The organism is Saccharopolyspora tripterygii (assembly GCF_054778355.1).
Map to the genome: position 1 here is coordinate 29,835 of NZ_BAAGZP010000038.1, position 22,775 is coordinate 52,609.

The following is a 22,775-nucleotide window of genomic DNA, read 5'->3' on the forward strand; positions in this document are numbered from 1 at the left end:
AGGTGCTGTCCGTGGTGCTGCGTGAGACGACTCTCGGTCACCGTGCGTTACGAGGTGGTGAAGCCCGTCCCCTGATCTCGGCCGCTGACCCCGGCTCCAGTCCGTTGCCGTACGGAGGACTCCCGCGCCCTGTGCCCGTGCCCTGCCAGGAGGCTATTGATCTCCGTCAACGGATTCGAGCCACGAATCCTGCTGGAAGTAGTCATCGTCGTTGATTTCCTGGGCAGGCTCGCCGGATTTCTCAACTCCGACTTCCTGGAATTCCCGCTCGCCACGCTCGGCGTGCTTCTTCCGCTCGTCCTCGCTCATCGAGTTGACCTTCTGCATCCCCTTCTGAACGCTCGTGGCGAGGAAGTTCGCAAATGCAGGGGCACGCATCGCTTCGCGAGGGCCGAGCTCACCACTGACGACCCGGCCGGCCAGGGCTCGGACGGTCGGGTCGGGTGAACGCTCTTGGATGATGCGGAAACGGTCATGGAGGTGGCGCGCTGCTGCCTCGTCTCCGCCAGCAAAACCGCGCGTAAAGTCCTTCTCGCTCATGGCCCAACGCTCTTGTTGTCGTACTGCTCGCCAGGCAGAGGTACCTCCGTCAACCCGCGGAGCGTGCTTACTGCTGCTCCTGCGGATCCAGAAAACCCGGTAACGGCAATCATCATCTTTCCTTGAAGGTCGAGGACCTTCATCCACGTATTGTTCGCTTTGAACACCAAGTATGCGGCAATTGCGCTTCCCGCGATTAGGCCGACGCCGGTCTCGGACAGCAATGCGGTAGCTGCGAGTTCCAGAGCGAGGCCAATGAGAATGTCCGCGAGCATCTCGAGCGTGGAAACCATGGATTTGCAGATGGCCCACACGCCGTAGGCTGTGTTGTGGTATTGCTCAGCCAGGGAATTGATTGCTGTGGCGTGCTCGCTCATAGCTTTGGAAAGCTGAGAAAAATAGCTGTGCGCGGCATCAGCTGCTTCGCCTGACCAGCCTCCGAACATTTCGTCCGTCGCAGTGTCGATGTTCCGCGCAACTGCTTGTTCGAATGACTTCAACTTTGTGAATACGTCTTCAGCCTCGGCCATCCGTTCCAGTCGCCTGCGACGAACTTGGCGGCTTCCTCGGCTGGGTTGAAACCGAAGATCTCGTTGGCGGCGATCAACATCCAGTGCGAGGGTGAAATGTAGTCGGAGATGCTCAGGATCTCATCAGCGAGTTTCGGGATGGGCTCGCTGGGGTTCGGCGGTGTGAGCACCGCCGGGGCTGCGATGGGCTCGACGGGCACGTCTCCTCCTGCGCTTTACCGTGGATATTGCTGATCAAGCCGTGTTGCCTGATCTTCGTCGAGTTCGTGGTACAGGTCCGCGGATGCTTCCAGCTCGTGACTGGCGCTGTCGAGCAGCTGCGCGAGGTGTGAGAATGCCTCCCCGAGTGCCTGCGTGACCTCACGGTGCCGGTCAGCCACGTACGCGAGGGCCGCACCGTTCTCGGACTCGAGGTTCACCGTGGTTCGCGCGTAATCTGCGGCGTGGCCCGTCGATTCGCCATCAGACCGTAAGACTTTGGCGCAGTCGTGTATCCGCCGAGGCTCTGCGTGGAATCCCATCAGTCCAGTCCGGAAACCCAGAACGCGGCGAACGCCAAGCTGACCGCCAGGGGCAGGAGGACGAGGACCTGCCAGGGTTTGACAACACGGCCACCGAAGTAATTGACCACGATGCCGAGTACGCCCATCAATCCCGCGAGAAGCCGATAAATCGACAATTCATCAAGTAGCAGGAACGCCGATACAATGATCGCCATCGCTGGCAGGATGTAGAGGCCCCGGTGGTTCCGGCGCCAGTCGGCGCGCCAATCAACGACCGGTTTAGGAGGTGTGGTTTCAGGATTGGATGCTGCTTCGGGCGCCACCACTCCAGCCTTTCTTTACAACACAAAAGAGCCACCTGACGCATTGCGCGAGCAACCAGGCACCTTGTTCTGGTAATCAGACGAGGATCGACGGCAAGTCACGCTATAGGGAACGGCGCTCGCCTGGGGCGGTTTTGGACGCGTTACCGTTCATGAGCCTGCCCACACTGCTTGTCGGAAGCCTCAGGTCGCAGAGCGGCCGAGGTCGATGAATAGGGCGTTGAAACAGCCTGGAGCACGACCCCCCGCAGAGCAAAGATCCCCCGGCCGATGGGGTCGGCCGGGGGATCTCTCGCTGGTCAGCTCGTCGTCGAGACCGTGCTGGGTGGTAGGGGGCGGCCGTTGGGGTACGGGGGTTCGATGGCCGAGTCGTCGTAGGCGCGCTTGACGTCCACGCGGAGCCTGCGCTGGACCGCCCACTGGCGTCCCGGCCTGACCTTCACCGTCAGGCGCAGGGTGACCGTGTCCGAGGTGATCTGGTCGACGCCCAGCATCTCCGGGGGCTCCAGGACGTCCTTGGACAGCGGCTCGCGGGCGGCGGCGTCGGTGGCGACCTTGCCCGCGACCTCGATGGCCTTCTGCACGTCCGAGTTGTGCGAGATCGGGAAGTCCACGACCGCGACCGCGAAGCCCTGCGAGGAGTTGCCGACCCGCAGGATCTCGCCGTTGCGGACGTACCAGACGGTGCCGTTGATGTCGCGCAGCGTGGTGACCCGCAGGCCCACCGCCTCGACCGAACCGGAGGCCTCGCCCAGGTCCACGACGTCACCGACGCCGTACTGGTCCTCGACCATCATGAACATCCCGGACAGGAAGTCCCGCACCAGGTTCTGGGCACCGAAGGCGACCGCCACGCCCAGCACACCGGCCGAAGCCAGCACCGGGGCGATCTGCACACCCAGGATCTGCAGGATGTATATGACGGCCAGGCCGAAGATCACGAACGAGGTGAGCGACTTCAGCACCGAGCCGATGGTCTTGGCGCGCTGCCTGCGCCGCTCGGAGAGCAGCTCGGAGGTGAGGCTGTCACCGCGGCGCTCGCGCAGCGGCGAGAGCAGCTTCGGCGGCTTGCCGTTGCCCCGGGTCAGGCGGTTGATCGTGCGGTGCAGCAGCCATCGCGCCACGAAGGCTACGACCAGCACCATCAGGATCTGCAACGGCTTGGCGATGAGCAGGTCGGCGTAGGAAGCCAGCCACGCGTTCTGGGTCCAGTCGAAGACCGCCTGGCACCAGCGCTCGGTCGGGTCGCACGTCGGCGGCTGGGATAAGAGCGGCAGGTTCATGGGTACGGGGGTTCTCCACGTGCTGTCGATCGTCGGGGTTCGCCGTGCGGCGTCGAACGACCGACCGGTCCGAACTTCGTGCGCGCCCCGCCGCGCACGACGATCGAGAACCGGTACGCCAGAACCGAGTTCGGGGCTCAGTCCAGAGCGAGACCGGTCGCCTCCGCGAGGAAGGTGAGCTGGTCGGTCGTCAGCCCCACGGTACGTGACACGGAGCGGGCGGCATGCCCCACCTCGGTCTCACGACGGATCAGAATAGGGCGTTTGTCCGGGTCCGAGCTAGTGGCGTGCTGCAGTTCCGCGCACATCTTGCGCGCGTGGTTGGGGTCCACGCGCGAATCGGACTCGAAGACCGTGAACAGCACCGACGGATACGCCGTGTGCTCCGTCACGTTGTGATACGGCGAATACGCCAGCAGCCAGCCCAGCTCCTCCGGGTCGTCGGCCGTGCCGTACTCGTCGTTCCAGGTCCGGCCGAGCAGGAAGCGCTCGTAGCGCACCATGTCCAGCAGCGGAGCCGAGCAGACCACCGCCCGGTAGAGCTCCGGGCGCTGGGTGAGCGCGGCACCCACCAGCAGGCCGCCGTTGGAGCCGCCGGAGATCGCCAGCTGGTCCGAGGTCGTCCAGCCCTGGTCGATCAGGTGCTCGGCGGCGGCGTGGAAGTCGTCGAACGTGTGCTGCTTGCGCTCGCGCATGCCGTCGACGTGCCACTCCTCGCCCTCTTCACCACCGCCGCGCAGCGCGGGCAGCGCCCACACGCCACCGGTCGCCACCCAGGTCAGCGCGGAGGGCATGTAGCCGGGCTCGCGGGACAGCGAGAAACCGCCGTAGCCGGTCAGGAACACCGGCCGCGGGCGGTCCGGTTCGGCGGTCGGCGCCAGCACGAACATCCGCACCTCGGTGCCGTCGGCGGACCGGTAGGTGACCTGCCGGGTGTGGACCTCGGGCAGCTCGACGGCACCCGGGGCGCTGGTCTCCAGCTCCACCGCGCCGGTCGTGCGGTCGTAGGCGTGCACGCACGGCGGGGTGGCGAAGTCGGTCCAGCCGATCCACAGCCGATCGCGGTGCTGCTCGGTCGCCGAGTCCACCGTGGTCAGCGCGGTGACCTGGCCGGTCCCGGGCAGGTCGACGTCGGCGGTGCGGGCACCCGTGGCCGGGTCGTGCAAGGTGAGCTCGGAGACCGCGTGCCGGGTCCGGAGCACGATCAGGCTCGGCGCGTCGCCGTCGAAGTAGCGGACCGCCTCCAGCACCGAATCGGGATCCTCGGCGATCAGCTCGGTCCAGTTCTCCGGCTCCGGAGCGCTCGGGTCGGCCACGCACAGCCGCCAGCGCGGCGCGTCCTTGGTCGTCATCACGTACATCCGGCCGTCGCGCTCGACCCACGCGCCGACCCGGTAGCCGTCGGTCGTGTCCACGATCTGCCGCAGATCCGGGACTTCAGCACCCTCGGAGAGGTCCGCGATCCACACCGAGTCACGGCGAGCGGTGCCCATGCTGCCCTCGATGATCAGCCAGCGACCGTCGCGGGAGACGTGCGTGCCGTAGTAGAAGGTGTGGTCCAGCCCGGTGCCGTGCACCAGCACGTCCTGCTCGGGATCGGTGCCCACGCGGTGGCGCCACACCCGGCGGTGGAACTGCTCCTCGCCGTCGGGCACCAGCTCCGGCGACAGCCGGCGGACGTAGAAGTACTCCTGCCCGCCGGGCAGCCAGGAGATCGTCGAGTAGCGGCAGCGGTCGATCGGTCCTTCGACGAGCTCACCGGTGGACACGTCCATGACGTGCAGCAACGACTCCTCGTCGCCGCCCACCGAGATCTGGTAGGCCAGCCGGTCGCCCTCCAGGTTCGGCACCCAGCTGTCCAGCGTCGTCAGCCCCGACGGGTCGAGCTCCGTGACGTCCAGCAGCACCCGCTCGGTCCCATCGGCCTCGCGCACGTGGAGCACGCCGAACTCCTGGCCAGGCTCGCGGCGGGTGAAGAAGGCCCGCCCGGCCCGCCACAGCGGGGCGCCGACCGCGCCCGCGGCCAGCAGCGAGTGCAGCCGCTCGGCCACCGGCTCCCGGCCGGGGAGCGAACCGAGCCAGGTGCGGGCGATCTCGTCCTGAGCCGCCGACCACGCCTCGGTGCTCGGCGCGGAGGCGTCCTCCAACCACCGGTAGGGATCGGCCACCTGGTGGCCGTGCAGGGTCTCCACGATCTCTTCGCGGGCGGTGGCGGGATAGCTCAAGGGGCTTCGAACGTCGGTCACGATCGCGACGATACGTGCACGCGCGGTGCGTTGGAGAGGGTCTGAGGGCCGTGCGGAGCTGATTCACCCGACGTGATCAACCGTTTTCGGCTCGCTTGATCGACAATGGTGAGCGCAGCGCCGAAGGTGATGAGACGTGTCGGCGGTGGCCGCCTCGCGGTACCGCTCACCTGCGAGAACAGGTCGCGGATCGTTGACTTCGGCGTGACGTGGCGAATCACACGTGCGTTCGGAGCGGGTTCTGTGCTGAACTTTGCCCGACACCGGTGGAGGTGGTCGCGTGCCAGACCGACAACCGATCCGACAACCGGCGCTGAAGGCCGCAGGCCTCGCGTCGCGGGCCCCGTTGTGCCCGACGAGCCGAGGCTCCGGGGCAGCGCACACGGATCGGCCTCCCGGTCACACCACCTCGTGGCGCAAACGCCGGGTCCTGCTTCTCAACACGACCTTCGAGCCGCTCACGGCGCTCCCGCTGCGGCGCGCCATCGTGATGGTCGTCTGCGGCAAGGCCGAGGTCGTCCACGGCGACTCCGCCGGGATGACCCTGCACTCGGCGAGCGCCGAGCTCGAGATCCCGTCGGTGATCAGGTTGAGCAACTTCGTGCGCGTGCCGTACCGCGGCCGGGTTCCGCTGACCCGGGCCGCGTTGATGCTCCGGGACAACCACGGGTGCGTCTACTGCGGCGCACGAGCGGAAACGATAGATCATGTTCTCCCGCGCAGTCGCGGGGGGCCGCACACGTGGGAGAACTGCGTCGCCTGCTGCACCAAGTGCAACCACCGCAAGGCCGACAAGACGCTGAGCGAGCTCGGCTGGCGGCTGCCGTTCGCCCCGCAGGCTCCGCGAGGCAGGCACTGGCGGCTGCTGGCCGGCCTGTCGGAGACAGATCCGCTCTGGTTACCGTACTTGGGCGAGTCGGCGGCCTGATCTCGGCAGCGGGCGCGTCCGCGCCGGTGCGCATCAGCTGATCCGCACACCGCGGTCGCGTCCGCTGATCCGGACACCGTCGCGCTTGCCGCTGATGCGCACACCGTCGTCCACTCCGCTGATGCGCACACCTCGGGACTGGCTGCTGATGCGGACGCCCTGGCGCTTGCTGCTGATTCGCACGCCGTCGTCGAGGCCGCTGATGCGGACACTGTCGTTCACTTCGCTGATGCGCACACCTCGGGACTGGCCGCTGATGCGCACACCTCGGGACTGGCCGCTGATGCGCACACCTCGGGACTGGCCGCTGATGCGCACGCCCTGACGCTTGCCGCTGATCCGCACACCGCGCTCGCGTCCGCTGATCCGGACACCGTCGCGCTTGCCGCTGATGCGCACACCGTCGTCGAGGCCGCTGATGCGGACACCGTCGCGCCGGTTGCCGATTTGCGCTCCGTGATCGGCGAGTCGCTGGCCGATCATCGGAAGGGTGAGTGCGTTGGGCTGAGTGGCGGCTTCGATGATCGTCATTGCGTGCCTCCCGCATACATAGGGTGCTGTCCGGCGCATGTGATCAAATATGCAAGACCCATACAGGTGAAAAGCTATGATCAGGAACCGCTCGGAACAAGCCGCCAACCCGCCGCGCAATGCCACCGTCCGGGCCGACTCCGTTTGGGTGCCGACATTCCCCTGAACGAGTTACTATAAGTGATGCGCATCACAAGTGAATCGGGGTTGTGCGAATACGTGAAGTATCCGGATTCCGCTTGACGGGTGATCATGAAAGCCGAGCTGGTCGCGCCGCGCGGGCGAACTCGTCACTGCGGGCGAAGCGTCGGGCGATCCACGGCGGAGGACGCGAAATCTAGGGCAAGGCACGTGCGAGTGGGCACACACGAGACCTTGGTCATCGGCTACCGTACTGGGCGTGACTGTCGTGGAGAGTGTGCTGGTCCTGGCGGTGATCCCAGCGGCCATCTTTGGCGTGATCGTGCTCATCGCGATGTGGCCCAGGCTGTCCCGTGCGCGCTATCGCGCCGGGGATGACTGGGATTTCGCTCCGGTCTTCTGGTCCGCCAACCCGCAGGGAGTGAACACCGCGGTACCGGCAGCGGACGGCGAAGGAGAGGTCGTGCCGGACGACGCACGGCCCGTCACGGCTCGGGGAGGCGCACGTGGCACCTGGTGAGATCACGGGTCAGTCCGCAGATGCCGGCCAGCTGAGCGCTGGTGAGGCGCGGATGCCGACCGGCCGCATTTCCGTTGCGAGGCGCGTCGAGCCGGAACGCCCGAGGCTGCCCTTCAGCACCGGTGAGCTGTCCCAGCTGGACGAGGCGATGGCTGTGGCGAGCCGCAGCACCGGACTGGAGTTCGCCGTCTACCTCGGCGACCTCGGTGAGGACACCCGCAAGCAGGCCGAGGAGCTGCACGCCAACCTCGGCTCGCAGGCGCCGGACGGCGTCCTGATCGCGGTGTCCCCGGGGCAGCGCAAGTTCGAGATCGTGACCGGTGAAGAGGCCTTCCGCCGCATCCCGGACCGCAGCTGCCAGCTGGCCGCCATGAGCATGGTCGCTTCCTTCAAGGAGGACGAGCTCATCGACGGTCTCGTCAGCGCCGTGCGCATGCTGGCCGATGCCGCGGGCACGTCCTTCAAGAAGCAGTCCGGCCACCACTGACCCGCAGCGCGAAAGCCGCCCCGGCCCATCAGGACCGGGGCGGCTTCGCGTCTCCCGGACGAGTCGCGGAGGGGGCGATCGCTCCCGCGAACTGGTCGCGGGAGCGATCTGACGTGCGGGTCAGGAGCGGTCGAAGCCCCTGGCGGCGAGAGCGCGGACGATGCCCGCGCGCCCCTCGGAGACCAGCCTGCGCAGTGCGGTGGGCCGCTCGCTGGCCAGCCACGCGTCGGCGGCGGCGACGGTCTCGTCGGTGACCGCCCAGGACGGGAACAGCCCGATCACCGTCGGCTGAGCCCGCTCGCTGGAGCGGCGCTGCCAGACCTCGTCGATCGACTCGAAGTACCGCTGCACGTACGGCGCCAGCAGCTCGCGCTGGGCGGGGTGCTGGAAACCGGCGATGATCGCGTCGCTGACCGCGTTCGGCAGCTGGTCGTCGTGGACGGCGCGCTGCCAGGCCTTCTCCTTCGCCCCCGCGGTGGGGATGAGGGCGCGGGCCCGCTCGGCGCGGCGGCGGCCGGTCGCGGTCTGGTCGGACTCCAGCTCCGCGTCGATCTCCGCTTCACCGGCCGCGCCGTGCGCGACCAGGGCCTGCAGCAGGCCCCAGCGCAGATCGGTGTCGACCGTCAGGCCCTCCAGCGGAGCCGAGCCGTCCAGCCAGCCGCGCAGCTCGTCGACCTGCTCGTCGGACAGCACCGAACCGGTCAGCGAGTTGACGAACGCGAGCTGGTGGTCGGAGCCCGGCTCGGCAGCCCGTGCCAGCTCAAACAGCCGCGAGCTGAACCGCTTCCACCCCTCCGGCTGCCAGGACGGGTCGGCGTAGGAGGCGAGCGCGGTCTGCGTCTGCAGCAGGACCCGCTGCACCACGCCGATCTGGCTCTCCGCGCCGATGCCGCTCTCCGCCGAGGCGCCCAGCACCAGGGTCACGAAGTCGCGGGCCTTGAGCTCCGCTTCGCGGGTCATCTCCCAGGCGGTCGACCAGCACAGCGCACGCGGCAGCGACTCGTCGATGTGGCCGATCCGGTCCACCAGGGTGGCCAGCGACTCCGGGTCGAAGCGCAGCGAGCAGTAGGTCAGGTCGTCGTCGTTGACCAGCACCAGCTTGCCGCGGTGCACGCCGACCAGGTCCGGGACGTCGGTGACCTCGCCCGTGACGTCGAGCTCGACCCGGTGCTTGCGCACCAGCTTGCCGCCCTCGTCGTCGTAGATGCCGATCGCCAGGCGGTGGGTGCGGTGCTCACCGGCACCCGGCCGCGCGCCGCTCTGCACCACCGAGAACTGGGTGAAGCGGCCCTCGTCGTCGGTGCTGAAGCGCGGGCGCAGCATGTTCAGGCCCGTGGTCTCCAGCCACTGCGCGCTCCACCAGGACAGGTCCCGTCCGGAGGCCTCCTCCAGCGCCTTGAGCAGGTCGTCGAGGGTGGCGTTGCTCCACGCGTGCCGGTCGAAGTAGACCCGCAGACCGGCGAGGAAGTTGTCCAGACCGACGTAGGCCACCAGCTGCTTGAGCACCGAGGCGCCCTTGGCGTAGGTGATGCCGTCGAAGTTGACCTCGACGGCCTGCAGGTCCGGGATGTCCGCGGCCACCGGGTGGGTGGAGGGCAGCTGGTCCTGGCGGTAGGCCCACGACTTCTCGACGCTGGCGAAGGTCGTCCACGCGGCGTCGTACTCGGTGGCGCCGACCTGCGCGAGCACGCTGGCCCAGGTCGCGAAGGACTCGTTGAGCCACAGGTCGTTCCACCAGCGCATGGTGACCAGGTCGCCGAACCACATGTGCGCCATCTCGTGCAGCACGGTCTCGGCGCGGCGCTCGTAGAGGTAGCTGGTGACCTTCGACCGGAACACGTAGTCCTCGAGGAAGGTCACGCAGCCGACGTTCTCCATGGCGCCCGCGTTGAACTCGGGCACGAAGCACTGGTCGTACTTGCCGAACGGGTAGGGAACGCCGAACGCCTTGTGGTAGAAGCCGAATCCCTGCTTGGTCTCGGTGAACAGGCGCTCCGCGTCGAGGTGCTCGGACAGCGAGGCGCGGCAGTAGATGCCCAGCGGGATCTCGTCCTGCCCGTCCTCGCCGGGGAAGGTGTCGCGCCACTCGGCGTAGGGGCCGGCCACCAGCGCCACCAGGTAGGTGGACATCGGCTGGGTGGTGTCGAAGGTGTGGCGCTTGCCCTCGGCGGTGTCGGTGACCTGGCCCGCCGCGTTGGAGATGACCTTCCAGCTGCCCGGTGCGTCCACCGTGATCTGGTAGGTCGCCTTCAGGTCGGGCTGGTCGAAGCAGGTGAACATCCGCTTAGCGTCGGCGGTCTCGAACTGGCTGTAGAGGTAGACCGCGCCGTCGACGGGGTCGATGAAGCGGTGCAGGCCTTCACCTGTGTTGGTGTAGGAGCAGTCGGCGCGCACCACGAGTTCGTTCTCGGCGGCCAGACCGGGCAGGCGGATTCCGGTGGACTCATCGTAGTCGGAGACGTCGAGCTCGACACCGTTGAGCACCGCGCCGTGCACCTCGTCGGCCATCAGGTCGATCCAGGTGTCGGCGCCGGTCTGGTTGCTGCGGAAGCGAACCGTGGTCGTGGAACCGAACGTCTCCACTTCCACACCGCCCGCGCCGGCGGAAAGATCCAGTTCGACCACATAGGACTGGACCTCCAGCAGCGCGGCGCGCTGCTCGGCCTGTTCGCGGGTGAGGTTCGGCGGTGCCACGGATCACCTCGTAGTTCGTAGGGGACGGATCACGGCCGGTTCGGATGCCCGGCGCAGGCATCAAATCACGTCCGGGCGGGCTCGCGCTCCTGGGCGTGCACCACCGTGATCGTCGGCGTGTCGGCACTCCCGGGAAGACAAACGGCCTCGTGCTCGTTACTACTCGAAGACGAGGTGCCCGGGACCGGGCACCAGGCAAGACCGACCGCTGGAGGCACGGATGACCACGGCTGCCCGCCCACGGGTGGACTTCTACTTCGACCCGGCGTGCCCGTTCGCCTGGGTGTCGTCGCGCTGGATCCTCGAGGTGGCCAAGGTCCGCGACATCGACCTGCACTTCCGGGTGATGAGCCTGGCCGTGCTCAACTCCGGCCGCGACCTCCCCGAGGAGTACCAGGAGCTGATGGCGAAGGCGTGGGGCCCGGTGCGGGTCTGCATCGCCGCCGCTAAGCACCACGGCGACGAGGTCCTGGAACCGCTGTACACGGCGATGGGCACGCGCCTGCACGATCGCGCGAACAAGGACTTCACGCAGGTCATCGAGGAGTCGCTGGCCGAGGCCGGCCTGCCCGCCGAGCTCGCCGAAGCCGCCACCAGCACCGAGTACGACGAGGAGCTGCGCGCCAGCCACCACGCGGGGATGGACCCGGTCGGTGACGAGGTGGGAACACCGACCCTGCACGTCGACGGCGTCGCCTTCTTCGGGCCGGTGATCACCCGCGTCCCCAAGGGCGAGGAGGCCGCGAAGATCTTCGACGGCGCGGTCGCCATGGCGAGCTACCCGTACTTCTTCGAGCTCAAGCGCAGCCGCACCGAGAGCCCGCAGTTCGACTACTGATGCGCGGCTGGTGGGAAAATTCCGACTGTTCCCACAATTTTCCCGAATGACCGCGATGACCTGCGGAAATGCCTGCGCCATCAGTTTTTCCCGGTCATCCCAGTTCACGACCGTCCACAGAGGCCGAAGTCGTTCGACGGCTTCGGCCTCTGCGGCGACCGATGGCCCGGGGTGGATCAAGCCGGTTGCGCGGCTCGGTGCAAACCGGACATCACCTCGGCGACCGGGCGGTCATCGCGCAGGTCCCACAACGACGCGACGATGCCCGCCGCTCGGTCTGCTCCCACGGCCCGCTCGGCGTTGCCGGTGAACTTGGCGGCCAGCTCGTCGGCCGACAGCGGTCGTTGAGGCCCGCCCCGGTTCTCCCGGACCCGCTCGGTCACCGAAGTGCCGTCGGTCAGCTCGGCGGTGAGGACCGCCGGGAACTGGCGCGGGAACCCGGCCGTCGCCTCGTCGTCGGCGACCACCCGCACCCGCTGCGCGAGGTCCAGCCGCCGCGGGTCGGCCGCGGCGGCGTCGGTGAAGTCCTCGTGGAACACGCCCAGCCCCCCGCCGCCGAGCAGCGCGGCGGCCACGGTGTAAGGCCCGGAGAACGCCGCGTGGTAGCCGGATCGGGGGTGCCGCTTCTCCTCCGCGGGCTCCGCGATCGTGCGCAGGACCGGTGCGGGCACCCCGAGCACCAGCTCGCGGACCTGCTCGGCGATGACCCCGCGCTCGCGCATCCGCAGCGCCGCGTCCACGCCTGCGTGCGTGAAGTGGTTGCACGGGTAGGGCTTGAAGAAGACCCCGGGCGTTTCCCAGTCCTCTCCGAGACCGTCGGTGACCCGTTCCGGGTGCACGCGCTCACCGCAGAACGCGCGCAGGAACCCGAACCGGCCCTCGATCACCGTCGGTGGCCCGGTCAGGCCGTGCCGTGCGAGGTCGGCGGCGGCGACACCCGCGTGCGCGGCCCAGCCGCAGTGCACCCGCTTGATGGTGCCGCCGGTGCGGTTGGCCTCGATGACCCCGGCTCCCATGCTCGCGGCGATGCCGATGACCGAGGTCAGCCGCTCGGCGTCGAGCCCCTGCAGCATGCCCGAGGCGACGGCCGCGCCCACCGCGCCGCAGATCGCGGTCGCGTGCTGGCCGTGCTCGAAGAACACCGAGTTGCCCAGGTCCTCGTCGTAGCCGGCCATGCCCAGGCGGCAGGTCACCTCGATGCCCATCGCCGCCGCCGCCAGCAGCGACCGGCCACCGGCACCGGTGCGCTCGGCGGTGGCCAGAGCCGCCGGGACCACCGCCGCCGACGGGTGCAGCACCGAGGGCAGGTGCGTGTCATCGAAGTCGAGGCTGTGCGCGAGGGTGCCGTTGACCAGGGCTGCCGAGGGCGCTGGAACCCGTTGCGCCAGGCCGATTCCGGTCGACTCCGGGGTGCCGGACCACTCCGCGGCCACCGCTCCGGCGATCCGGGCGGGTTCCTCGCGGGTGGCGGCCAGCGAGTTGCCGACGACGTCGACGATCCGCCGGACCAGGTCGTCGGCTAGGCGGTCGTCGATGCCCTCGGTGGCCAGCCGGGCACCGACGTCGCCGATCCGCTGCGCGGGAGTCGTCATGCCGGGACCACCGCCAGTGGGCGGACCGGGGCTCCGGTGGCACCGACGACGCGCAGCGGCGCGAACACGGCGAGGAATTCGCCCAGTCCCGCTTCGGCGGCGTCCTCGCACGCCATGTGCTCGACGATGTGGATGCCGTGGTCGACCAGCAGCACCCGGTGGACCGGCAGCACGCGGTGGCCCGCCCCGGCCGGGATCTGCTCGTAGGCGGTGGTGTCGGTGCCGGTCGCGACGATGCCCCGCTCGGCGAGCCAGTGCGCGCCCTCCACCGTCATGCCGGGGACGCCGGTCTCCTTGCCGACGTAGGCCTGCGGGTCGCCGAACAACCTGCCCCAGCCGGTCCGCACCACGGCAACGTCGCCCGCGCCGGGCTCCGCTCCGGCGCGCTCGGCGGCCCGCTCCAGGTCCTCGGCCGTCACGCCGTAGCCGGGTTCGAGCACCTCCACCCCGCGGGCAGCGGCGACGTCGAGGAAGACGCCCCTGGTGACCATCGGGGGGATGGTCTCGGCGCCGTGCACCGAGTGCTTCCCGCCGCGCTGGGACTCGGCGGCGTCGACGCCGCCGTGCAGCAGGCCGTCGTGGCTGACGTGGGCGAGCGCGTCGACGTGGGTGCCGGTGTGCCCGCCGGTGACGATGACCTCGTTGGACGCCGAGCCGCCGTCGGGGCGGACCGCGTCGCCGTGCCTGCGCTCCAGGGTCATCCGGAACCCGGGGTGGTTCGGCGATCCCGCCATCCCGGTGTAGAGCGGGTGGCCGAGCTCGATCACCCGCGTCCCGGCGCGGACTGCGGCGAGCAGGTCGGGGCCTGCGGCGGTGGGGCTGGTCACGCGTTGCTCCTTCCCGGCCTGGCTCCGGCCGGTTCGTCGTGATCGTCAGGGATGTCGTCGAGCGCGTTGGCGAGTTCGGTGACCCATCGGGCACCGGCGACGACGGCCGGGTCGACGAAGCGGCCTCGGTCGTCGACCCACGCCGAGGAGTCGCCCGCGACGTCGAGGGAGCCGAGCAGGGTGCGGGCCCGCTCGACCTCGTCGCGGTCCGGGGTGAAGGCGCGGTGGACCGGTTCGATCTGCGCCGGGTGGATCACCGAGCGGCCGAAGAAACCCGCGTCGCGCAGCGCCGCGCTGTCCTCGGCGAGACCGGTGGTGTCGGACAGGTCCGTCCAGACGCTCGCGATCGGGCTGGGCAGTCCGGCCGCGCGGTTCGCGGTGACGATCCGGGCCCGGCCCCACGCCAGCTCGCGGCGATCGCGGATCCGCAGGTCGGCGGCCAGGTCCGTCTCGCCGGGCGAGACGCCGACGACCAGCGGGTGGCACTCGGCGAGCTCGAAGGCCTGGCGCAGGCCGCGGGCGCTCTCGATCAGCAGGTGCAGCGGGAGACCGGTCCGCTCGGCGATCGCGACGACGGTCGCGGGGTCTTCCGCCTTGGGGACGCGCAGGCCCGCGGCGCCGCTGCCCGTCAGCTCGGCCGCGTCTCCGTCGGCCCAGCCGGTGTCGGCGCCGTTGATGCGGACCCAGACCTCACCGGGCCGGGACGCGCAGATCGCCCGGGCGGATTCCCTCGCCTGCTCCTTGTGCGCGGGAGGAACCGCGTCCTCCAGGTCCACCACTACGGCGTCGGCGGGCCCGTCGAGCGCCTTGCGAACGAGGTCCGCGCGGTGACCGGGTGCGTAGAGCCAACTGCGGGACAGGCCGATGGTGGTCACGGGCAGGCCGCCTCTCCGCGATCGTCTGCGGTCGCATCCGCTTGCTGGTGGCCGGGTTTCACACGACCCCCTGCTCCCGGAGCCGGTGCAGCTCCTCGGCGTCCACTCCGAGCTCGCCCATGACCTCGGCGGTGTGCGCGCCCAGCCGGGGTCCGGTGGTGCGCACCGAGCCGGGGGTCTCCGACAGCCGGAACGGGGTGTTCTGGAAGCGGACCGGGCCGAGCTCGTCGTCGTCGATCGTCACGATGCTGCCCAGCGCGTTGAAGTGCGGATCGGCGAGCACGTCGGCGGCGGTGTAGATCGGCGCGACCGCGGCTTCGGCCTTCTCGAAGGCCTCCACGACCTCGTCCCGGTCGCGGGCGGCGATCCAGGACCCGACGGCGGCGTCGAGCTCCTCGACGTGCTCGGCGCGGCTGGCTCCGCTGGCGAACCAGGGTTCGTCGATCAGCTCGGGAGCCCCGACCAGCCGCATCACCCGCTCGGCGATGGAGTGCGCGCTGGTGGACACGGCCACCCACTGGCCGTCGGCGCAGCGGTAGGTGTTGCGCGGGGCGTTGTTGGTGGAGCGGTTGCCGGTGCGCGGCTGCAGGACGCCGAGCTGGTCGTAGGCGATCAGGCCGGGGCCCAGCAGGTGCAGCAGCGGTTCGATGATCGCGGTGTCCAGCACCTGCCCGCGGCCCGTGGTCTCGCGGGCGCGCAGCGCGGTCATGATGCCGAACGCCGTGGTCAGCGCGGCAACGCCGTCTGCGAGGCCGAACGGCGGCAGCGTGGGCGGGCCGTCGGGTTCACCGGTCATGGCGGCGAACCCGCTCATCGCCTCGGCCAGCGTCCCGAAGCCGGGTCGGCTGGCGTAGGGCCCGGTCTGGCCGAACCCGGTCACCCGCGCCAGGACCAGGCGGGGGTTGCGGGCGGAGAGCTCCTCCCAGCCCAGCCCCCAGCGCTCCAGCGTTCCGGGGCGGAAGTTCTCGATCACCACGTCCGCGTCGGAGGCGAGGTCGAGGAACAGCTCCCGTCCGCGCGGGGTGGACAGCACCAGCGTGATCGCGCGCTTGTTGCGCGCCAGCATCTTCCACCAGAGCCCGACGCCGTCCTTCTGCGCGCCGTGGGTGCGGGCCGGGTCGCCTCTCGGGTGCTCGATCTTGATGACGTCGGCGCCCTGGTCGCCGAGGAGGGTGGCGGCCAGCGGGCCTGCGAACAGGGTGGAGGCGTCGAGGACCTTCAACCCCTCCAGCGCAGCCGGGTGGTCGTGGCTCATGGCGTCCTTCCGGTGGAGGTGGGGACGGCCCGCGCGGGTGCGGTGCCGCCGAGCTGAGCGGTGATCCGGTCGGCGGTCTCGATCAGCTCCGGGGCGGTGGCGGCGACGAACTCCTCGGTGACCCGGAATCGCGGACCGCACACCGAGACCGCGCCGACGAGGCCGCCGGGCCCGAAGACGGGCACGGCGACGGAACCCGCGTCGCCCTGGCGCTCGCCCGCGGAGGCCCCGTAGCCGCGGTCGCGGATCTCGGCGAGCTCGGCGCGCAGCGCTTCGGGGTCGGTGGGGGTGGCCGGGGTGAGCGCGGTCAGTTCGCCGGCGAGAACCCGGTCGACCTCGTCGGGGTCGGAGTGGGCGAGCATGCACTTGCCCGACGAGCCGGCGTGCAGCGGGAACCGCCTGCCGAGCTCCACCGACATGGTGATCTCGTGGTTGCCGACGACCTGGTCGAGGTAGACGCGCCCGCCGTGGACCTTCGCGCTGATCGTGACTGTCTCGTGCAGCCGGTCCCGCAGCTCGGCCAGGTAGGGGAGAGCCGCGGCACGCACGTCCGAGTCGCGCAGCGCTCGGCTGCCCAGGGCGGCGGCCGCGGGCCCTAGCCGGTACTCGCGGCTGTCGGGGTCGTAGGCGATGAGGTTCCGGCTGGTCAGGGACTGCAGGATGCGGTGCACGACGGCCTTGGACAGGTCGAGCTCGCGCGACACCCGGCTCACGCCGAGCGTCGGCGGTCCGTAGGTGAACAACAGCAGGACGTCGGCCACCCGTTCGGTCGCCCCGGTCCCCGTCGATTCCGCCACGCGGTCCTCCTCATGCGCCGTACGTACCGCTGGACGGAACAAGAATGTGGCCCTGTTCAGCGGCCTGTCAAGAAGTTTCGCCGCACTTCTTGCATTTGAACAGTACACCTGGTGTTATCGACCTCACTGAACGGCCGGGCACGTTGTTCCGCTTAGCGGAACGAGATCGCCGGGCTGGGACGAGGAGGAACGATGACGTTCGACGTCGACCTGGTGGTCGCCGGAGCCGGAGGCGGGCTGACCGCCGCGATCCGCGCTGCCGAACTGGGTCTCGACGTGCTCGTGGTGGACTCCGATCCGAACTTCCGCCGCGGCAACAACACGTCGATGTCCACCGCGATGATTCCGGGGCCGGGCTCGCGCTTTCAGGTGGCGGCCGGGATCGACGACTCGCCTGAGCGGTTCGTCGCCGACATCGCGCGCAAGACCGGCGGCTCCGCCGATGCCCGCGTCGCGACGGCGCTGGCCGACGTCGGCGCGGAGCTCGTGGAATGGCTCGCCGACCACGTGGGCATGCCGATCGAGCTGCCGACCGACTTCACCTACCCCGGGCACTCCGAGCCCAGGGTGCACAGCCTGCCCGGCAGGCACGGATCGGCGCTGCTGCGCCACCTCGTCGACGCCGCGGAGCGAAGCGAGCAGGTCGACCTGATGGTTCCCGCGAGGCTGACGGGTGTCGTCACCGGGCCGGGCGGCGTGGTCGCGACCGTCGAAACCCCGGGCGGTGGACGGGAGGAGATCACCGCGCACGCGGTGCTGCTGGCCACCAACGGCTACGGCGCGGACGCCGAGCTGGTGGCCGCGCACCTGCCCGAGATCGCCGGTGCGCACTACCACGGCGGCGAGCACTCCAGGGGTGACGCGCTGCGGATCGGTCGTGAACTCGGTGCCGCGACGGGGTTCCTGGACGCCTACCAGGGTCACGCCGCGCTCTCGGCGTCCGCGCGAACCCTGGTGACCTGGACCGCGGTGATGCACGGCGGAGCCGTCGTCGACCTCGAAGGACGCCGGTTCGGCGACGAGACCACCGGCTACTCCGAATACGCGGCCGCGCTGGCCGCCCGTCCCGGCGGGCGCGGCTGGCTGGTGTTCGACGAGCGGATCGACGGGCTGTGCCGTGCTTTCGGCGACTACCAGGACGTCCTGGCGGCCGGAGCGGTGCGCACCGCGAACTCGGCTCCCGACCTGGCGGCGGCGATCGGAGTTCCGGCGGAAGCGCTGGAATCCGAGCTCGACGCGCTGGCCGGGGTCGCCGAGGGGGAGGAACCCGACCGGTTCGGCCGGACCGCCGCCCGAGCGCTCGTCGCACCGCTGCACGCCGTCGAGATCATCCCCGCGCTGTTCCACACCCAAGGCGGGCTGCTCGTAGACGAGCACGCCCGCGTCCTCGACGCCGCTGGTGAGCCCGTTCCCGGGCTCTACGCCTCCGGTGGCGCGGCGGCCGGGATCTCCGGCCACGGCGCCGCCGGCTACCTGGCGGGCAACGGCCTGCTGCCGGCGCTGGGCCTCGCTTACCTCGCCGCCGGGCACCTCGCCCGGTCGGTCGCCGCCACACCCCCACTCACTCCGGAAGGTGCACGATGACCCGCCCCGACCTGATCATCCGCGACGTCCGCGTGGTCCGCCCCGGCGGCGGCGAGCCCGTCGCCGCCGACATCGCCGTCACCGGCGGCGTCGTCTCCGAAGTCGGCCCCGGACTGGCCGTCCCGGAGAGCACCGAGGTGCACGAGGGGCGCGGGCTGCTCGCGTTCCCCGGGGTCGTCGACGCCCACCAGCACTGGGGCATCTACAACGCGCTGTCCGACGACACCGCCACGGAGAGCCGGGCGTGCGCGCAGGGCGGCGTCACGACCTCGCTGACCTACATGCGTACCGGGCAGTACTACCTCAACCGGGGCGGCCCCTACTCCGAGGTCTTCCCGGAGGTGCTCGCCGCTGCCGACGGGAAGTCCTACGTGGACTACGCGTTCCACCTGGCGCCCATGCAGTCCTCGCACATCGACGAGATCCCTTCGCTGGTGCGCGACCACGGCGTGACGTCGTTCAAGATCTTCATGTTCTACGGGAGTCACGGCCTGCACGGACGTTCCACCGATCAGAGCGACTTCCTGATGATCCCGGAGGGCGAGCGCTACGACATCGCGCACTTCGAGTTCGTGATGCGCGGCATCCAGGCCGCCCGCGAGGCGAACCCGGACATCGCCGACCAGATCTCGCTGTCCCTGCACTGCGAGACGGCCGAGATCATGACCGCCTACACGCGGCTGGTCGAGGAGGAGGGCTCGCTGTCCGGGCTGGAGGCCTACAGCGCCTCGCGCCCGCCGCACTCCGAGGGCCTGGCGGTGACCATCGCCTCCTACCTCGCGCACGAGACCGGTCTGCCCACCATCAACCTGCTGCACCTGTCGTCGGCGAAGGCGATGGAGGCCGCGATGCTGATGGCCAAGACCTTCCCGCACGTCGACTTCCGGCGGGAGGTCACCATCGGGCACCTGCTCGCGGACGTCACCACGGCCGACGGGGTCGGCGGCAAGGTCAACCCGCCGCTGCGTCCGAGGGCCGACGTCGAGAAGCTCTGGGAGCACCTGCTCGCCGGTGACGTCAGCTGGGTCGTGTCCGACCACGCCTGCTGCCGCGAGGAGAAGAAGTTCGGCGAGCAGCCCGACGACGTGTTCTCGGCGAAGTCCGGGTTCGGCGGGACCGAATACCTCCTGCCCGGTCTCGTCGGTGAGGGCCGCAAGCGCGGCCTGCCGATGTCGACCGTCGCCGAACTCGTGTCGACCAACCCGGCCCGCAGGCTCGGCCTTCCCACGAAGGGCGACATCGCACCGGGTTTCGACGCCGACATCGCGCTGGTGGACCCGGACCGCTCCTTCGTGGTGGATCCGGCGGACTCCGAATCCACCCAGGAGTACACGCCCTTCCGCGGCATGGAGATCGGGTCGACGGTCGAGACGACGTTCCTCCGGGGACAGCGCATCTTCGACGACGGCGAGGTGCGCGGCGAACCGCGAGGCACCTACCTGCACCGCCCGACCGGGCGCTGATCCCGGGAGGTTTTCATGAAAACTTCCCCACCCCACGAACTCCCACCCCAAGAACCCCCACCTCACGAACCCCTACACACGAGCCGAGGCCCGAGCCCGGAGCCGTGCCAGGTTCCGCCACCGGCACCGCCCAGCAGAGCAAGAGACGGTCTTTAGCCAAGGGAATCCAACATGAGCACACGGTTCCGCTTCGTGACGCTGGGGCTGGTCGTCAGCCTCATCGTCATCAACTACATCGACCGCAGCGCGGTCTCCTACGCGGTCGAACCGCTGGAGGCGGCCTTCGGGATCACCACCGCGCAGTACGGGATCATCAGTTCGGTCTTCTCCGTCGGCTACATGGTCGCGGCGTTCCTGTCCGGGCCGCTGGTGGACCGGTTCGGGTGCCGCCGCGTGCTGCTGACCGCGGTCGCGCTGTTCTCGGTCACGACGGCGCTGATCCCCGTCGCCGGGTCCTTCGCCGGCCTGCTGATCATCCGGCTGCTGCTGGGGATCGGTGAGGCGCCGGCGTTCCCGGCGGCGACCAGGACCGTCAGCCGCTGGCTGCCGATCCGCGAGCGCGGTGTCGCCCTGGCGCTGTGCGGCGGTGTCGCGGTCTCCGGAAGCTTGCTGATCTCCGGACCGCTGCTGACCGGGCTGATGGAACTCGCGGGCTGGCGCGGGATGTTCTGGACGCTGGCGGTCTTCGGCGTCGTCTGGGCGGTCTTCGCGAGCTGGCTGCTGCGCGACCTGCCGCAGGAATCGCGGCGCGTGAACGCCGCTGAGCGCGAGCTGATCGCCGCTGACCAGGAGGCCGAGGCCGCTTCCGGTCGTGCGCCGGTGCGGTGGCGCCCGCTGCTGACCAACCGGAACCTGTGGGTCGTCGCGGGCGGGTACTTCGCGTGGGGCTTCATGTTCTGGGGCTTCATGTACTGGCTGCCGTCGTTCCTGTCCCAGGCCTACGGGCTCAGCGTCAAGCAGGCCGGCGCGTTCTCGATCGCGCCGTGGGCGTGCGGCATCGTGGGCGCGCTGGCGGGCGGTGTCATCGTCGACCGGGTCTACCGGCGCAGCCCGAGGATCCGCAGCAGGTTCGCGGTGATGGGCGTCGCGCTGCTGCTGGCCGGGTGCTCGCTGGTGCCGCTGGCGATCGCGCCGACCCTGACCGTGGCGCTGATCTCGATCTCGCTGGGCGTCGGCTTCGGCTTCATCACCGGCGGGATCTGGTGGGTCGCCTCCATCGACGCGGCTCCGGACCAGCCCGGCAGCGCGGCGGGGTTCGCCGACGCGGCGTTCGCTGCATCCGGGATCGTGGCGCCTTCGGTGATGGGCTTCATCGTGTCCAGCACGGGCAGCTTCACCAGCGGTTTCGTCGTGATGGCCGGGCTGGCGGTGGCCGGTGCGCTGCTGATGCTGCTGGTGCCGCGCGAGCGCGTCGAGCGCTCGGAATCCGCGACCGCCACGACCGGGGCGTGACCGTGGCCGAGCGGGGAACCCGGCAGGACCGCGTCCGCGGCGCGGTGCAACGCCTGGGCGAGTGGGCGGCCGAGCTGCGCTGGTCCGACGTCCCGGACGAGGTCCGGGAACGGGTGCTGACCGTGCTGGTCGACGCCGTGGCGGTCACCGCGCTCGGCTCGCGCGAACCCGCGCAGCGGGCGCTCGTCGACGCCTGGGACCCACCGGCCGGACCGGCGCCCCTGTTCGGGACCGGCCGGTCGGTCGCGGTCGACGCCGCCGCGTGGCTGAACGCCACGGCGTCGGTCCGGCTCGAACTCGACGACGGGCACCGCCTCGCGGGCGGACATCCTGCGGCGCACGGCTTTCCCGCCGTTCTCGCCCTGGCCTCGCGAGCGGCGACCACGGGCGCTGATCTGTGCAGTGCGCTGCTGGTCGCCTACGAGGTCGCCGCCCGGTTCGGTCGGGCCACCCGGCTCCGGCAGGGGACCCATCCGCACGGCAACTGGGGCGTGGCCGGTGCCGGTGCCGGTAGTGCCCGCGTCCTGGGGCTGGGCGGTGACGACGCGGCGGTCGCGATCGACGCCGCGAGCGGTCTGCCGATCGCGGGGCCGTTCTCCGCGGCCCTGGACGGGAACCCGGTTCGCGACGCCTGGGTGGGCGCGTCGAACCAGTCCGGTCTGGCCGCAGCGCGATTGGCCGCTTCCGGGACCGGGCACTTGACCGGGGTGGCCGCGGAGTCGCTCGGGGACCTGCTCGGCGTCCTCGACCCGGCCGCGCTCGGCGACGGCCTGGGGGAGCGCTGGGAAGTCCTCGGCGGCTACTTCAAGCAGCGCTCGTCCTGCTCGTTCACCCACGCCGCCGTCGACGCGGCGCTGTCGCTGCGGGAGCGCATCGACGGCGACGCGGGCGAGGTGCTGGTCGAGATCCACTCGCTGGGCGCCCAGCTCGACCGCACGCGGTGGCCGACGCCGCTCGCGGCGATGTTCTCGCTGCCGTTCGTCGTGGCCACAGCGCTGCTGCGGGGCCGCGTCGTGCCGGCCGACCTGTCGCGGGACGCGCTGGAGGACCCCGCCACGGCCGACCTCGCCCGGCGCATCACCGTGCGCGCAGCCCCCGATCTGGACGCCCGGCTCCCGGCGGAACGGCCGGTCCGGGTCACCGTGCGCACCCCCGGTGGAGAGCACGTCGAGGAGCGGCCGAACCCGGTTGGCGACGCCGCGCACCACCCGTTCACCGCTGAGGACCGGGTGCGCGTCCTCGGCGATCTGCTCGGAGCTCCCGAAGTGGTCGCCGCGGTGCGGGAGCACGTCACCGCGCTGCCCGACGCGGCCGACGCCGGAGAGCAGCTGCGCGCGCTCGGTTCGATCGCCCGCTTCCGATGAGG

General features: G+C 70.2%; 21 protein-coding genes. 8 read left to right on the top strand and 13 right to left on the bottom strand.

All coding sequences use genetic code 11. The annotated features are described in order from the left end of the window. Window positions 1-153: 153 nt before the first annotated feature. The 6 genes from ACYVF3_RS26860 to ACYVF3_RS26885 form a co-directional block, all read right to left on the bottom strand. Window positions 154-540, bottom strand: a complete 387-nt coding sequence (locus tag ACYVF3_RS26860; RefSeq protein ID WP_461157040.1) for a hypothetical protein — start codon at window positions 538-540, stop codon at window positions 154-156. Continuing rightward, on the bottom strand, window positions 537-1,070 hold the full coding sequence (locus ACYVF3_RS26865; RefSeq protein WP_461157041.1) for a WXG100 family type VII secretion target: 534 nt from the start codon (window positions 1,068-1,070) through the stop codon (window positions 537-539). The genes ACYVF3_RS26860 and ACYVF3_RS26865 overlap by 4 nt, the downstream gene beginning before the upstream one ends. Further along, window positions 1,037-1,270, bottom strand: coding sequence for a hypothetical protein (locus ACYVF3_RS26870; protein WP_461157042.1), 234 nt, complete (start codon window positions 1,268-1,270; stop codon window positions 1,037-1,039). Before ACYVF3_RS26870 ends, ACYVF3_RS26865 begins: the two co-directional genes overlap by 34 nt. A 320-nt stretch (window positions 1,271-1,590) precedes the next feature. Further along, window positions 1,591-1,896 carry a hypothetical protein gene (locus ACYVF3_RS26875; RefSeq protein WP_461157043.1) on the bottom strand — a complete coding sequence of 102 codons (306 nt, stop codon included), beginning with the start codon at window positions 1,894-1,896 and terminating at the stop codon, window positions 1,591-1,593. A 299-nt stretch (window positions 1,897-2,195) separates the two neighbouring features. Then, on the bottom strand, window positions 2,196-3,179 hold the full coding sequence (locus ACYVF3_RS26880; protein ID WP_461157044.1) for a mechanosensitive ion channel family protein: 984 nt from the start codon (window positions 3,177-3,179) through the stop codon (window positions 2,196-2,198). A gap of 137 nt (window positions 3,180-3,316) precedes the next feature. Then, the gene (locus ACYVF3_RS26885; RefSeq protein WP_461157045.1) at window positions 3,317-5,425 is read right to left on the bottom strand and encodes a prolyl oligopeptidase family serine peptidase; all 2,109 of its coding nucleotides are present in this window, start codon (window positions 5,423-5,425) and stop codon (window positions 3,317-3,319) included. Between the two features lie 280 nt (window positions 5,426-5,705). Between ACYVF3_RS26885 and ACYVF3_RS26890 the strand changes: the two genes are divergently transcribed. After that, on the top strand, window positions 5,706-6,353 hold the full coding sequence (locus ACYVF3_RS26890) for an HNH endonuclease (RefSeq protein ID WP_461157046.1): 648 nt from the start codon (window positions 5,706-5,708) through the stop codon (window positions 6,351-6,353). 33 nt (window positions 6,354-6,386) lie between these two features. Here ACYVF3_RS26890 and ACYVF3_RS26895 read toward each other — a convergent pair whose 3' ends face one another. Further along, the gene (locus tag ACYVF3_RS26895) at window positions 6,387-6,884 is read right to left on the bottom strand and encodes a YdhT family protein (protein WP_461157047.1); all 498 of its coding nucleotides are present in this window, start codon (window positions 6,882-6,884) and stop codon (window positions 6,387-6,389) included. Window positions 6,885-7,284: 400 nt separating this feature from the next. Here ACYVF3_RS26895 and ctaJ point away from each other — a divergent pair, with 400 nt between their 5' ends. Continuing rightward, window positions 7,285-7,545, top strand: a complete 261-nt coding sequence (ctaJ, locus tag ACYVF3_RS26900; protein ID WP_461157048.1) for an aa3-type cytochrome oxidase subunit CtaJ — start codon at window positions 7,285-7,287, stop codon at window positions 7,543-7,545. After that, the gene (locus ACYVF3_RS26905) at window positions 7,532-8,032 is read left to right on the top strand and encodes a DUF5130 family protein (RefSeq protein ID WP_461157049.1); all 501 of its coding nucleotides are present in this window, start codon (window positions 7,532-7,534) and stop codon (window positions 8,030-8,032) included. The genes ctaJ and ACYVF3_RS26905 overlap by 14 nt, the downstream gene beginning before the upstream one ends. A 120-nt stretch (window positions 8,033-8,152) precedes the next feature. On the opposite strand, the gene pepN is transcribed toward ACYVF3_RS26905, so the two are convergent. Continuing rightward, a complete protein-coding gene (gene pepN / locus ACYVF3_RS26910) occupies window positions 8,153-10,726 on the bottom strand; it encodes an aminopeptidase N (RefSeq protein WP_461157050.1) in 2,574 nt (857 codons plus the stop codon). A 220-nt stretch (window positions 10,727-10,946) separates the two neighbouring features. On the opposite strand from pepN, the gene ACYVF3_RS26915 reads away from it, so the two are divergent. Continuing rightward, complete coding sequence (locus ACYVF3_RS26915; protein ID WP_461157051.1) at window positions 10,947-11,564, top strand: mycothiol-dependent nitroreductase Rv2466c family protein; 618 nt, start codon at window positions 10,947-10,949, stop codon at window positions 11,562-11,564. Window positions 11,565-11,740: 176 nt separating this feature from the next. On the opposite strand, the gene ACYVF3_RS26920 is transcribed toward ACYVF3_RS26915, so the two are convergent. From ACYVF3_RS26920 to ACYVF3_RS26940, 5 genes are read right to left on the bottom strand one after another with little or no spacing between them, the layout of a single operon-like run. Further along, entirely contained in the window at window positions 11,741-13,156 is a 1,416-nt protein-coding gene (locus ACYVF3_RS26920) for an MmgE/PrpD family protein (protein WP_461157052.1), read from the bottom strand. Beyond that, complete coding sequence (locus ACYVF3_RS26925) at window positions 13,153-13,983, bottom strand: cyclase family protein (protein ID WP_461157053.1); 831 nt, start codon at window positions 13,981-13,983, stop codon at window positions 13,153-13,155. The genes ACYVF3_RS26920 and ACYVF3_RS26925 overlap by 4 nt, the downstream gene beginning before the upstream one ends. Next, window positions 13,980-14,858, bottom strand: a complete 879-nt coding sequence (locus ACYVF3_RS26930; RefSeq protein WP_461157054.1) for an HpcH/HpaI aldolase/citrate lyase family protein — start codon at window positions 14,856-14,858, stop codon at window positions 13,980-13,982. The genes ACYVF3_RS26925 and ACYVF3_RS26930 overlap by 4 nt, the downstream gene beginning before the upstream one ends. A gap of 58 nt (window positions 14,859-14,916) precedes the next feature. Then, complete coding sequence (locus ACYVF3_RS26935) at window positions 14,917-16,113, bottom strand: CaiB/BaiF CoA transferase family protein (protein WP_461157055.1); 1,197 nt, start codon at window positions 16,111-16,113, stop codon at window positions 14,917-14,919. After that, window positions 16,110-16,910 (bottom strand): IclR family transcriptional regulator, encoded by an 801-nt coding sequence (locus ACYVF3_RS26940; protein ID WP_461157056.1) that lies wholly within the window; start codon window positions 16,908-16,910, stop codon window positions 16,110-16,112. The genes ACYVF3_RS26935 and ACYVF3_RS26940 overlap by 4 nt, the downstream gene beginning before the upstream one ends. A 192-nt stretch (window positions 16,911-17,102) precedes the next feature. Between ACYVF3_RS26940 and ACYVF3_RS26945 the strand changes: the two genes are divergently transcribed. The 4 genes from ACYVF3_RS26945 (at window position 17,103) to ACYVF3_RS26960 (ending at window position 22,773) form a co-directional block, all read left to right on the top strand. Further along, a complete protein-coding gene (locus ACYVF3_RS26945; protein ID WP_461157057.1) occupies window positions 17,103-18,494 on the top strand; it encodes an FAD-dependent oxidoreductase in 1,392 nt (463 codons plus the stop codon). Further along, window positions 18,491-19,957, top strand: coding sequence for a dihydroorotase (locus ACYVF3_RS26950; RefSeq protein WP_461157058.1), 1,467 nt, complete (start codon window positions 18,491-18,493; stop codon window positions 19,955-19,957). The genes ACYVF3_RS26945 and ACYVF3_RS26950 overlap by 4 nt, the downstream gene beginning before the upstream one ends. A 171-nt stretch (window positions 19,958-20,128) precedes the next feature. Next, the gene (locus ACYVF3_RS26955) at window positions 20,129-21,409 is read left to right on the top strand and encodes an MFS transporter (RefSeq protein WP_461157059.1); all 1,281 of its coding nucleotides are present in this window, start codon (window positions 20,129-20,131) and stop codon (window positions 21,407-21,409) included. Beyond that, complete coding sequence (locus ACYVF3_RS26960) at window positions 21,406-22,773, top strand: MmgE/PrpD family protein (protein ID WP_461157060.1); 1,368 nt, start codon at window positions 21,406-21,408, stop codon at window positions 22,771-22,773. Before ACYVF3_RS26955 ends, ACYVF3_RS26960 begins: the two co-directional genes overlap by 4 nt. Window positions 22,774-22,775 lie beyond the last annotated feature (2 nt).